Source organism: Chitinimonas naiadis (assembly GCF_054780835.1).
Window position 1 is genome coordinate 85,497 of the sequence record NZ_BAAGVO010000005.1, and the last position, 12,713, is coordinate 98,209.

The following is a 12,713-nucleotide window of genomic DNA, read 5'->3' on the forward strand; positions in this document are numbered from 1 at the left end:
AAGTGATCGCCCCATGAAGCTGATATTTGCCGGCACGCCCGAGTTCGCCGCCACCGCCCTGCAGTCGCTGATCGACGCCGGCCACGAGATCGTCCTCGTGCTGACCCAACCCGATCGCCCGGCCGGCCGTGGCATGAAACTCATGGCCTCTCCGGTCAAGCAACTGGCCGAACGCCACGGCCTGCCGGTCTACCAGCCGGAAAAGCTGCGTACCGCCGAGCAGCAGGCGCCGGTCGCCGCCATCGCGGCCGACGTCATGGTCGTCGCCGCCTACGGCATCATCCTGCCGCAGCTGGTGCTCGACATGCCGCGCCTTGGCTGCCTGAACATCCATGGCTCGCTGCTGCCACGCTGGCGCGGTGCCGCACCGATCCAGCGCGCGATCGAGTCCGGCGACACCGAGACCGGCATCACCATCATGCAGATGGATGCCGGCCTCGATACCGGCGCCATGCTGAGCCGCCACCCGGTCGCCATCAGCGAGACGGACACCACCCGCAGCCTGCATGACAAGCTGGCCGTCTGCGGGGCCGACGCCATCGTCGCCGCCCTGGTGGACCTGCCCACCCTGCAGGCAGGAGCCGCCGCCCAGCCCGTAGAGGGCGTCACCTATGCCGAGAAGATCCGCAAGGAAGAAGCCGCCATCGCCTGGACCGAGCCGGCCGAACTGATCGCCCGCCGTATCCGCGCCTTCGACCCCTTCCCTGGCAGCACCGCCCGCCACGGCGAGGAGCTGATCAAGTGCTGGGCCGCCAGCGCAGAACCCGGCAACGGTGCGCCGGGCCATATCCTGGCCGCAGGACCGGACGGCATCGTCGTCGGCACCGGTGCCGGGCTGCTGCGCCTGACCGAACTGCAGCGCCCCGGCAGCAAGCGCCTGCCCGTCCGCGACTTCCTCGCCGGCGGCAAACTTGCCGTGGGCGACGTCCTGGCCTAGCGCAGCCGTCACGCTATCTATATTCGCAGTATCTATATTGAGACTGGCGAGGGGGCACAGCCCCCTCGGTTCATTTTCCAGAAGGCAGTACCTGCAATGTTATTGATCCAACGTCTGGCGGCAGAAGCCGTGGCGGCCGTCCTGGCCGGCCGCAACCTGACCGACACCCTGACGCGCCAGCGGCAGCGCCATGCTGCGCTCGAGCCCCGCCAGAAGGCCGCTATCCAGGACATCAGCTACAGCACCCTGCGTCGCTATGGCGAGGTGGATTTCATCCTGCAGCGCCTGCTGAGCCGGCCGGACACCGATCCCGCCGTACGCGCCCTGCTGGCCACGGCCGTCTATCAGCTCGCCTGGGGACGCGCCGCGTCCTATGCGGTGGTGGACCACGCCGTCAAGGTGGCCAGCACCCTCAACGGCGGCTACGCCAAGGGCATGGTCAACGGCGTACTGCGCAACTTCCTGCGCCGCAAGGATGAACTGCTGACCACAGCCGCAGAGGACGATACCGCCCGCTGGAACCATCCAGCCTGGTGGGTCACCACCATGCGCAAGTCCTACCCGGAGCAATGGCAGACCCTGCTGGCCGCCAACAACCAGCACCCACCCATGAGCTTGCGCATCAACCCGCGCAAGACCACGCGCGATGCCTATCTGGCAACGTTGCAAGCCGCCGGTATCGAAGCCGAGGCTGACGGCGAACAAGGCCTGCGCCTGGCCCAGCCGGTGTCGGTGGATCGTCTGCCGGGCTTTTTCGACGGCCACTGCTCGGTGCAGGACATCGGCGCGCAATGGGCCGCGCCCCTGCTCAAGCTGGAGAACGGCCTGCGTGTACTGGATGCCTGCTGCGCCCCCGGCGGCAAGACCGGCCATCTGCTGGAACTGGCCGATATCGATCTGACCGCACTCGATGTCGATGCACAACGATTGCAACGTGTGCAGGATAATCTCGACCGACTCGGGCTCACGGCCAGCCTCAAGGCGGCCGATGCAGCCCAGCCCGCCGCCTGGTGGGATGGCATTCCCTACGACCGTATTCTCGCCGACGTACCGTGCTCAGCCAGTGGCGTGGCGCGCCGTCACCCGGATATCAAGTGGCTGCGCCGTCCCGGCGATTTTGCGCATTTCGCCACGCAACAGGCGGCCATGCTGGATGCGCTGTGGGGATGCCTGAAAGCGGGTGGTACACTGCTTTACGTTACCTGCTCGGTATTCCCGCAGGAGAATCAACAACACGTCGCCGATTTTCTGACGCGTCATGACGACGCCCGGCGGCTGCCCCTGCCAACCGGCTTGCCGGAAAGCGGGCAACTGCTGCCCAATGACCGCCACGATGGCTTTTTTTACGCACTGCTTGAAAAAACGACTTAGCCACTGGCTGTTACCCCTGCTTGCCGTAGCCATGATGCTGCCAGCAATCGCGGGGGGCATACGCCTCGATGCCGCAGAGGGACTGGAACAGGAAGGTCGCCTGGGCATCGACGCACGCTTTGTCGTCACCCTCGATCCCGTCCACGAGACCGCCCTGCTGGCCGGCGTACCCCTGACCTTCGTGGTCGAGTTCACGCTGACCAAGCCGCGCTGGTATTGGGCCTGGCGCAAGGTGGCCGACTGGTTCAACCCCACCGCCCGCACCGAATACAAACTGTCCTATCACGCCCTGACCCGCAGCTACCGCGTCAGCGCCGGCACCCTCTATCGCAGCTACGACACACTGGGCGAAGCCGTCCGCAACCTCGGCGTGGTACGTGACTGGGCCGTCGCCGAGCGCGGCTCCATCACCAAGAAGCTCGACAGCCGCTTCGCCGGTGACCTGCTCATGCGGCTCGATACCAGCCAACTGCCCCGCCCCCTGCAACTGAGCCTGATCGGCGATTCCGAGTGGAAGCTGGAATCCGAATCGACGCAGGTCGAATTTACCGAGGGTGCGAAGTAAGCATGCCGATGCGCAACACCCTGATCCTGCTCGGCTCGCTGGCCGCCATCCTGCTGTTCCTGCTGGCAACCGCCAGCAGCAACTCCACCGTGATCGGCAGCTACTACTCCTGGCTGCTCGGCCTCAACCTCCTGATGGCTGCCGGCCTGGTTGCCCTGGTGGTGACCCGGGTGCAGCGACTGCGCCGCCAGATCCGCGAGCGGCAGTTCGGCTCCCGCCTCGCCTGGCGGCTGACACTCATGTTCGCCATGGTGGCCGTGCTGCCCGGCGCACTGGTCTACACCCTGTCGGTGCAGTTCCTGACCAAGTCCATCGAGACCTGGTTCGACGTCCGGGTCGACAACGCCCTCGACAGCGGCCTCAACCTCGGCTCCCGTGCCCTCGACAACTCGCTCGACGACCTGATGCAGAAGGCCCGCGTCATGGCCGGCGAACTCGGTGGCGAATTCAATACCGAGGCACGCAACACGCTGGGCCGCCTGCGCGAGACCGTCAACGTGCAGGAAGCCAGCCTGTTCGACGGCCGCGGCCTGGTGATCGCCCACGATGGCAACGAGCTCGCCAATCCGGTCCCCCTGGTACCCGAGCGCAAGATCCTCAAGCAGGTCATGGCGCAGCTGCCCTACCGCGCGCTGGAGACCACGCCGAGCTACGGCCTGAGCCTGCGGGTGGTGGTGCCGGTAAACCCCAACTACGCCAGCAACACCGGTTTCGGTGGCGAAATCCGTGCCCTGCAGCTGATCCAGCCCGTCCCCAAGAAGCTCGCGGTCGACTTCGAAAAGGTCGAGGACATGCGCAGCCAGTACAAGGCCCTGTCCCTGCAGCGCGGCGGCCTCAAGATCATCTATGGTCTGACCCTGACACTGGCCCTGCTGATGGCATTGCTGGCGGCGGTGGTGCTCGGCATGTACCTGTCCGAGAAGCTGGCCGCACCGCTCACGGTGCTGGCGGCCGGTACCCGCGCCGTGGCGCAGGGCGACTACTCCCAGGTGCAGCCCGTCGTCAGCCAGGACGAGCTCGGCACCCTGACCCACAGCTTCAACCGCATGACCCGCCAGCTGTCCGAGGCGCGCAACCAGGTGGAACTCAAGCAGCAGGAGACCATCGCCGCCAAGGCCTATCTCGAAACCGTGCTCGGCAGCCTTACCGCCGGCGTGCTGACCTTCGACGAGAACTGGCGCCTGCGCGCCGCCAACCTCAGCGCCACCCACATCCTGCACGCCGAGATCGATCGGCTGGATGTCCTGAAGCTCAGCGACTGGCTCGACGACTACCCACATCTCGCCGCCTTCGCCCAGGGCGTGATCGAAGCCTTCACCAACAGCAACGAAGACTGGCAGCGCCAGCTCGAGGTTGGCTTCGACGGCAGCCCGCGCGTGCTGCTGGTACACGGCGCCCGCCTGCGCCTGAGCGGCGAACAGGACGCCAACTCCGGTGCCGTGGTGGTATTCGACGACGTGACCGACCTGCTGCGCGCCCAGCGCGATGCCGCCTGGGGTGAAGTCGCCAAGCGCCTCGCCCACGAGATCCGCAACCCGCTCACCCCCATCCAGCTGGCAGCCGAGCGGCTCGAACACAAGCTGTCGGACAAGCTCGACGAAGCCAGCCGCGAAATCCTCAGCCGCTCCACCAACACCATCGTCGCCCAGGTCGGCGCGCTGAAACGCATGGTGGACGAATTCCGCGAATACGCGCGCCAGCCCTCCGCCCAACTGGCCCCGGTCGACCTGGGACGCCTGCTGGACGAGATCCTGGTGCTGTACGAAACCGCCCCGATAGAGCGCGAACACCAGGGCGAGGAACCGCTGCTGGTGATGGCCGACATCACCCAATTACGGCAGGTTGTGCACAATCTGTTGAAGAACGCACAAGAGGCCGTCAGCAACGATATGTTCGGTCGAATACGGCTACGTACCGAAAAGCGTCAGAAAGCGGTACGATTGTCGGTAGAAGACAACGGTTCTGGTTTTGATGAGGCGATTTTGCAACGGGTTTTCGAGCCCTATGCAACGACCAAGCAAAAGGGAACCGGGTTGGGGTTGGCCGTGGTCAAGAAAATCATTGACGAACACCATGGCCAGATCGTCGCCTTCAACGTCGAACCGCATGGCGCATGCGTGCGGATCGATTTACCGATACTGGATACGGCAAAGGTTGAAGGCAACAGCACACAAGGGGAGAACGCGCGTGGGTAGTAACGATATCCTGATCGTCGACGACGAGATCGGTATCCGCGAATTGTTGTCGGAAATCCTGCAAGACGAAGGTTACCGCGTGGTTGTGGCTGAAAATGCCGCCCAGGCGCGCCTGTTGCGCAACCAGGGCCGTCCCGCCCTGGTCCTGCTCGACATCTGGATGCCCGACACCGATGGCGTGACGCTGTTGAAAGAATGGGGTAGCAACGGTCAACTGACCATGCCGGTCGTCATGATGTCTGGCCATGCCACCATCGATACCGCCGTGGAAGCCACCCGTATCGGCGCCTTCGACTTCCTCGAGAAGCCGATCGGCCTGCAAAAGCTGCTGGCGACCGTCAAACGTGCCCTCAAGCACGGCGAGGTCCAACCCAAGGTACAGGAGAACTCACTCGCGGCGCTGGGGAAAAGCCCGCTGGTGCTGATCCTCAAGAAGCAGCTCGATCAGGCGCAGAACCTGTCCTTCCCCATGCTGCTGACCGGTGAACCGGGCAGCGGCTTCGTGGCCTGTGCCCGCTACCTGACGCCGCCCACGGTACCCTTCGTGGCACCAGACAGCCAGGACGCACTGATCGAATCCGGCCCCGACCTGGTGGCTCGCGCCGCCAACGGCACGCTATTCCTGCGTGACATCGGCCACTACGAGCGCAAGGCCCAGACCGCCCTGGTCGCGCTGCTGCCCCGGCTGGACAAGCACAATGTGCGCTTGATCTGTGCCACCAGCCGCAGCCTGCCCGAGCTGATCGACCGCTTCGATCCGGCCCTCTTCACCTATCTGTCGCAGATCGTCGTGCCGCTGCCGGCACTGCGTGAACACCGCGACGATATCCCCGAGCTGGCGGAACACATCCTGTCCAGCGTGGTGGAATCGAACAAGACCGGCCCGCGCCGCTTCGCGTCATCTGCCCTCAATGCTCTGCGCCAGCACGACTGGCCGGGCAACCACGAGCAGTTGCACAACATCGTCAAGAGCCTGGCACTGACCTCGACCGAGATCGACATCGACGCCACGCCCGTCAACCGCGTGCTGTCGCAGTTCTCGCCGCCGCGAGCCCAGACGGTGGCGGTCAGCGGTCCGCAGTTCAACTTCGACCAACCGCTGCGGGAAGCCCGCGACGAGTTCGAACGCGCCTACTTCGACCATCACATCGGCCTCGAAGGCGGCAATATGAGCCGCGTCGCCGACAAGGTCGGCTTGGAGCGGACCCACCTCTACCGCAAGCTCAAGCAGCTCGGCGTCCAGGTCATCAAGCGTCCCCGCCCGACCTGAGCCCCACGCCGCCGCGTGCCAGCCGCATAAACAACAAGGCCCGAGTGATCGGGCCTTGTTGTTTTTCATCCCCCTACCGTAGGGCAGCCCGTAGGTTGGGAGTACCCGTAAGGGGCAGGCCGGGATGGTAAGGCGCCGGTGTCGCCGACAATCCCGCTCAGCGCAGCGAAGCCCAACACCGCCCCCCAACCACCACAACCCCTTCGACCCGGGCGCCGATAAGAAGCCACCCGATGAGTGGCACCTCAACTCACAACCTGAACCGCCCCACCAGACTACTCAGGCTCTGCGCCAAGCCCGACAAGGCCCGCAAGGTCTGGTTGGAGTCCTGGATCGAACTGTCGGTCTGCTGCGCCATCGCATTCACGCGCTCCGCGCTCTGTGCCATCGCCGTGGTCGCCACCCGCTGCTCGGCCGTCGCGGCCACGATATCGTCCATCTTCGCCACCATCTCGCCGGTACTTGCGCGGATGGATTCGATCCGCCCAGTCGCATCGGCCGCCCGGCTCACGCCCAGGTCCACCGCCGCCACCGCCGCCTCCATGCGGCCCAGGGCATCACGGGTATCGTCACGCACGCTGGCGATCATGGTGCCGATCTCCACCGTTGCCTGGCCGGTCCGCTCCGCCAGCTTGCGCACCTCGTCGGCCACTACCGCAAAACCGCGCCCCTGCTCGCCGGCCCGCGCCGCCTCGATCGCCGCATTCAAGGCCAGCAGATTGGTCTGGTCGGCGATCTCCTTGATCACCCCCACGATGCTGCTGATCTGGTCCGAACGGTTGCCCAGGCTGTTCATCACCCCGGCCAGTTGCTGGAACTCCGCCGCAATCCGCGTAATCTCGTCCGCCACCTGCCGTACCGCCTGCGCCGATTCACCCGAACCGGTATCGACCACCTCCACCAGCTTGTGGGTATCGCTCACATTGTCGGCAATATGCGCAATGCTGACGGTGATCTGCTCGATCGTCGCCGCCGTCGAGCTCAGCTCCTCCGACTGCACGTTGGAATCGCGGGAAATATGGTCGGTGGTATCGGTCAGGTGGGCGATGCCCGAGCCCAACTCGTTCGACTGATCACGCACGGTCAGGAACATCTCGCGCAGCTTGTCGATGAACTGGTTGAACGCCTGCGCGATTCGCCCCACCTCATCCTGGCTGTGGACCGGCAGGCGCAAGGTCAGGTCGCCCTCGCCGGTCGCAATGGTCGCCATCGCCTTCTCGATCCGTCCCAGGCCCGCCAGCAAGTGGCCGATGCCCACCCAGGCAAACGCCAGCGCCACCGCCACCAGCAGCAACAGCGCCACGATCAGCGCAATCAGCAAGGTGCGCAGCGGCGCCATGGCCTGGCTCTTGTCGATCACCACCCCCAGGTACCAGTCGGTATTGGCAATGGGGCGCAGCGCCAACAGCTTGGCCGCGCCATCGATCTCCACGGTATTGAGCTTGTCCGTTGCGGTATAGGCCTCGATGCTCTCAAAGCCGGGAATGACGTCCTTGACCGGCTTCAGCGCCGTATCCGCCTTGGGATAGGCGATCAGCTTGCCATCCTTGCCGACCAAGAAGGCATAGCCATCACCACGCAGCTTGATCGCCAGCACGTTGTTGACCACGCTTTCCAGCTCGATATCGGCGCCCACCACCGCCTCTACCCCGCTACCACCGCTCTTCGGCGCGGCAAAGGTCACCACCAGCTTCTTGCTTGACGCCGCGATATAGGGCGCGGTGACTACCGGCTTGCCCTGCTCGGCAGCCAGCTTGTACCAGGGACGCGCCGTCGGGTCATAGCCTTCGGGCGGGGTCTTGTCGGTCGAATACACCATGCGCTTGTCGGCGTAGCCGCTGAAGAACAGCGCGAACTGCCCGGCTGTCGAGGCCTGCTGCATGGCCGGCTTGATATCGACCTGCACCAGCGCCGGCACTACCGATGCCACGATCTGCTGCTTGGCCGCCACCCAGTCCGCCACCACCTGACCATAGCCCAGCGAAGTCGCGGCGATCTCCTGCCGTATGCCGTTCTCGATCTCGCCCGCCATGCGCAAATAGGAGATGGCGGCGAGCAAGGTCGCACTGATCGCCACCACAGCGGCCACAAACAGGATCAGCCGGGTACGTAAAGACGTCATATCGCCCTCCGTAAGGGAAACCCACGACGATATCTGGCGGAGAGAAACCGCGCGTCGTGGTTTTTCAGACTAGACCGCGTTGCAGACTTTGCCTCTGGTATTTCGCCGGGGCGAAGGCTTCCATCAGGCCTAGCAGCAACGCTTCGGCCCGCTCCGAGTTGTCGGCGCCGAAATTGCACACATAGACATCCAGCGTCACCCCCAGCCGCTCCGGCCAGGTATGCAGCGCCAGATGGGACTCCGCCAGCAGCACCACCCCGGTCATGCCACCCGGCCCGTCCGGGCCGGCAGGGAATGCATGCCAACAGTCCGACACCGCCGTCAGGCCGACCGCACGGACCTGGGCCTCGCACAGCGCAGCCAGCGCCGGCTGGTCGGTCAGCAGCGTTGCGTTCTGGCAATCGTATAAATCGGCAGTCAGGTGCAAGCCATTCATTGCTGTTTCCCATCGCGCGGCCCACCTGGACCCATCAACCAGTTCGCCGCGCGTATACCCCAATAGTGCGCCTCTTCCGCCAGCGAGAAACCACTCAGGTCCGCATGCGCCAGCATCACCCTACCTTGTGCCTCCCGCAACAGCGGGAGTTTGCCGCTCAAGAGACCCGGTGTAGGGCGGGACATCGCATGCCCCCAGCGCCATACGTCCAGCCGCTGCGTCAGCCGGCCCAGTTCCGGGTGTACCGGCGCCAGTTCGGCCAGAATGGACTCGGCCCATTGCGCCTGCGAGCGCTGCATCAGCCACTGCCGCCCGGTCGCCGGCGCCACCTCGCTCAAGGGCCGGTAATAGGTAAACACCGTTCCCTTGTCATGCAGCCCCAGGGTCTGGTGATTGGCCACCACATAGCCCAGCCCGGCCTTGCCATACAACACATTGTCCCAACTCAGTGGTGCCTGGTCAGGCCCCGACGGCGCTTCGCTGAGGGTCAGGTTCGCCACCAGCCAGGGCGCGTAGCTCAAGCGTCGGGTCGCGCTGCGCCAGGTCGACGGCAGCGTCGGCCAGACATGCGGCAGGAAGCCCAACGGCGCCGCCCACACCACCCGGTCGGCCAGGTAGCGCACGCTGCGCTGCTCCGCAGGCAGGTACACATCGACCGTCACCCGCTTGCCGTCATCGGCCAGTTGCCAGGCCATCGCCTGCCGTTGCAGGCGCGTGCCCAGCGTCGCTGCCATGCGCCGTGTCAGCCAGCCATTGCCTTCCGGCCAGGTCAGCACGTCATCGCTGTCGGCATTGCTCGCCAGGCCATGACGGCCGGCAAAATAATGTTGCGCGGCCCAGGCCGAGGTCTGCCGGTAGTCCGTGCCGTAATCGTCACGGCAGGCATAGTTCACCCACCAGTGCAGGCTGGGTGCATCCAGGCCGTTCTGTCGCAGCCAGTCATGCATGGACATCTGGTCCAGTGCCGTCTCCACCGCAGCGCCACGAGCGCTCGGCGTCGCAAACGGCGGTAGCCCGTTCGCCAGCCGCTCCGCCTTACGCGCGGCCATCATGGTGATAAAGCGCTGCTGCTGCGCCCGCTCCGCCGCCGGCACGCCAAATTGGGGCAACAGGCCGTCCTGCCAGACACCATGGATATGCAGCCGCTCCTGCGGTGCAAAGCACAGATGGCGCTCCTCGTATTCCGGCTGCGCCGCCATCGGGTCGCCCTTGAGCACCCCGAACTCCGCCAGCATCAATCGTAGCTCGCCCGCCTCCGGCCCCGGCAGGGGCAGGTAGTGCGCCCCCCAGGGATAGGCCGATACAGCATTCCTGCCGCCGCGGGCATTACCGCCGGCTTCCGCCTCCAGCTCCAGCAGATGGAAATCCCCATAGCCCTGGCGTTGCAACCACCAGCCACAGGCCAGTCCGGCCATCCCGCCGCCTATGATCAAGGCGCCGACCTTGCGGGTCTCGCCGGCCGCCGGAAAACCCGTGCCGTCCCGCATGCGGTGGCCGAGCGCGAGCGACGGCCCCAGCAGCGTACCCGGCGGCAAGGGCTCGGGGCTCTTGCGTGAGCAACCGATCAGTCCCAGCGCGCTCGCCGCCAGGAAGTCCCGCCGCTTCATCGCTGCACCTGCTTCCACTCCTGCTCGAAGGTACGGACCAGGATCTGGTTATTGAGCCGGTTCACTTCGGCCGGCACCCGCGCCATGTCGGGCGGAAAGCTGAACAGCGTCGGCAAGGTGGTCGGGTTCACGAAGCGCAGTCCCGGTGGCAGCTTGCCCACCTGCCGGTAAGGCTCCCGCCCGGCCAGGATATAGCCCCACTCGCCAAAACTCGGCACCAGCGCGTGATAGGGCTGGGTCTGCAGTCCCACGCTCTCCACCGTCTGCACCACGGTCCAGTAGGCCTGCCGCGCATACATGGGCGAGGTGGACTGGATCACGAGCCGGCCGCGCGCACTGAGTGCCTTCTCCAGGAAACGGTAGAAGGTATTGGTGTAGAGCTTGCCCACCGCGTAGTTGGTCGGGTCCGGGAAGTCCACCACGATAAAGTCGAACGCGTCCTGCTGGCTCTCCAGCCAGCGGAAGGCGTCGGTATTGATGATCTTCACCTTGGGAGAGGCGAACGCATCGCCATTGAGTTCGCGCAAGGCCGGGTGCGTCTTGAACAGGGCCGGCATGGCCGGGTCCAGCTCCACCAGCGTGATCGATCCCACCTGTGGATACTTCAATATCTCACGCACCGCCAGGCCGTCGCCGCCCCCCAGCACCAGTATCCGCTTGGCCCATGGCAACGTGGACAGCCCCGGGTGCACCAGCGCTTCGTGGTAGCGATATTCGTCGCGCGAGCTGAACTGCAGGTTGCCATTCAGGAACAAGCGAACATCGTTCTTCCAGCGCGTGAGCACGATGCGCTGGTAGGGAGTGGATTCCGCCAGCACAATCCGGTCCTCGTACAGCGCATTCTCCGCTACGCTCGACAAGCGGTCCGCACCGACAAAACCTCCCAGCACCAGCAGCATCACCAGCCCGCCTTGCGCCCACAGGCCTCGCCGCCCCGGCAGCTCCGCCCGGAACAGCCACAGCGTCCACAGTGCCACCGCCACATTCAGCAGCCCGAACAACAGCGCCGTCCGCACCATCCCGAGCTTGGGTGCCAGCCACAGCGGAAACAGCAAGGACACCGCCAGTGCACCGATGTAGTCGACGCTCAGTACCTGCGACACCAGCTCCTTGAACGGCAGCCGCGGCTCCAGCAGGCGCATCACCAGCGGAATCTCCAGCCCCACCAGAATGCCGATCACGCCGACCAGCACATACAGCAGCAACAGGAACGGGCCACTGAGCCAGGCAAAGGCATAGAACAGCAAGGCTGCCGAAAAGCCCCCGAGCAGGCCCACCGCCAGCTCGATGCGGATAAAGCTCGCCACCAGATCGCGCGTCAGGTGCTTGGACAGCCACGAGCCCACCCCCATCGCAAACAGGTAGACCCCGATCACGGTCGAGAATTGGGTAACCGAATCCCCGACGAGATAGCTCGACAAGGCGGCGGCTACCAGCTCGTAAGCCAGGCCACATGCGGCGACGATAAAAATGGAGAACAGCAGGGCGAAGGGCATCAGCAGGACAAAAGGGAGGGAGGGGGAACGACCAACGGTTCAGTCGGCGGACTTGCGCTTCTTTTCGATGTACTCATCCATGCGTGACAGCAAGCGCCACCATTCGGAACCATCGTCCCGAACCAGCCGTATCGCCCCGGCACGCACCAGTATCTTGCGCAGCTCATCGTCCTCGAAGCCCCCCAAGTGCTGCTGCAGGGTATCGAAGGAGCGGTCGGTGAAACTTTTGTGGCTGAGGAAATGCCGCGCCGTCTCCTCCGCCATGTACTCGGTCTTCTGCTGCTCGCGTATGGTCTGCATCTGGTGTTGCAGCTGCTGCCGGTTGAGCAACCAGCTGATGGCACCGCCCACGATGGAGCCGGCCAAGGTACCTAGCAAGGCGGAGAGCGCTGGATCCATCTATTCCTCTGGATGATTGATATCACGACAACAAGGCTGGGTCGGCGACACCAGGCCGGCGGCAAGGCGTCGCGCACATCCCTAGCGGGCTCAATGTATGGCCGACGCCACGATGATGGCCACGCCCAGGCACATCGCCGCCACCACCGTCGCCAGTGCCTGGTTGCGCTCCTCGATCAGGTTCTTCCACAGATCGTAGGGCGTCAGCTTGTCGATGATGATGAAGGCCAGCCAGAACACCGCCACCCCCAGCAGCGAATACACCATCGAGGCGACCAGGTAATCGAGTTTCAACAGTTCCATCTCATGCTCCCC

The 12,713-nt window shown here is 64.9% G+C and carries 11 protein-coding genes; 5 read left to right on the top strand and 6 right to left on the bottom strand.

Annotated elements, in window-relative coordinates:
* Positions 1 to 13 precede the first annotated feature (13 nt).
* The 5 genes from fmt (at position 14) to ACYVHK_RS16305 (ending at position 6,338) form a co-directional block, all read left to right on the top strand.
* Complete coding sequence (gene fmt, locus ACYVHK_RS16285; RefSeq protein ID WP_460534232.1) at positions 14 to 937, top strand: methionyl-tRNA formyltransferase; 924 nt, start codon at positions 14 to 16, stop codon at positions 935 to 937.
* A 96-nt stretch (positions 938 to 1,033) separates the two neighbouring features.
* Positions 1,034 to 2,308 carry a 16S rRNA (cytosine(967)-C(5))-methyltransferase gene (gene rsmB / locus ACYVHK_RS16290; protein WP_460534234.1) on the top strand — a complete coding sequence of 425 codons (1,275 nt, stop codon included), beginning with the start codon at positions 1,034 to 1,036 and terminating at the stop codon, positions 2,306 to 2,308.
* Positions 2,309 to 2,339: 31 nt separating this feature from the next.
* Positions 2,340 to 2,873 carry a DUF4390 domain-containing protein gene (locus tag ACYVHK_RS16295; protein WP_460534236.1) on the top strand — a complete coding sequence of 178 codons (534 nt, stop codon included), beginning with the start codon at positions 2,340 to 2,342 and terminating at the stop codon, positions 2,871 to 2,873.
* Positions 2,874 to 2,875: 2 nt separating this feature from the next.
* On the top strand, positions 2,876 to 5,068 hold the full coding sequence (locus ACYVHK_RS16300) for a sensor histidine kinase (RefSeq protein WP_460534239.1): 2,193 nt from the start codon (positions 2,876 to 2,878) through the stop codon (positions 5,066 to 5,068).
* Complete coding sequence (locus ACYVHK_RS16305) at positions 5,061 to 6,338, top strand: sigma-54-dependent transcriptional regulator (protein WP_460534241.1); 1,278 nt, start codon at positions 5,061 to 5,063, stop codon at positions 6,336 to 6,338. The genes ACYVHK_RS16300 and ACYVHK_RS16305 overlap by 8 nt, the downstream gene beginning before the upstream one ends.
* A gap of 250 nt (positions 6,339 to 6,588) precedes the next feature.
* On the opposite strand, the gene ACYVHK_RS16310 is transcribed toward ACYVHK_RS16305, so the two are convergent.
* The 6 genes from ACYVHK_RS16310 to ACYVHK_RS16335 form a co-directional block, all read right to left on the bottom strand.
* The gene (locus ACYVHK_RS16310; RefSeq protein WP_460534243.1) at positions 6,589 to 8,460 is read right to left on the bottom strand and encodes a methyl-accepting chemotaxis protein; all 1,872 of its coding nucleotides are present in this window, start codon (positions 8,458 to 8,460) and stop codon (positions 6,589 to 6,591) included.
* A 64-nt stretch (positions 8,461 to 8,524) separates the two neighbouring features.
* Positions 8,525 to 8,896, bottom strand: a complete 372-nt coding sequence (speD, locus tag ACYVHK_RS16315; protein WP_460534245.1) for an S-adenosylmethionine decarboxylase family protein — start codon at positions 8,894 to 8,896, stop codon at positions 8,525 to 8,527.
* Complete coding sequence (locus tag ACYVHK_RS16320; RefSeq protein WP_460534247.1) at positions 8,893 to 10,503, bottom strand: flavin monoamine oxidase family protein; 1,611 nt, start codon at positions 10,501 to 10,503, stop codon at positions 8,893 to 8,895. The genes speD and ACYVHK_RS16320 overlap by 4 nt, the downstream gene beginning before the upstream one ends.
* Positions 10,500 to 11,999: a spermidine synthase gene (locus ACYVHK_RS16325; protein WP_460534249.1), complete on the bottom strand. Its 1,500-nt coding sequence runs from the start codon at positions 11,997 to 11,999 to the stop codon at positions 10,500 to 10,502. The genes ACYVHK_RS16320 and ACYVHK_RS16325 overlap by 4 nt, the downstream gene beginning before the upstream one ends.
* A 39-nt stretch (positions 12,000 to 12,038) precedes the next feature.
* The gene (locus tag ACYVHK_RS16330) at positions 12,039 to 12,398 is read right to left on the bottom strand and encodes a hypothetical protein (protein WP_460534251.1); all 360 of its coding nucleotides are present in this window, start codon (positions 12,396 to 12,398) and stop codon (positions 12,039 to 12,041) included.
* A 90-nt stretch (positions 12,399 to 12,488) separates the two neighbouring features.
* Positions 12,489 to 12,701, bottom strand: coding sequence for a DUF350 domain-containing protein (locus ACYVHK_RS16335; protein ID WP_460534253.1), 213 nt, complete (start codon positions 12,699 to 12,701; stop codon positions 12,489 to 12,491).
* Between the last annotated feature and the right edge of the window lie 12 nt (positions 12,702 to 12,713).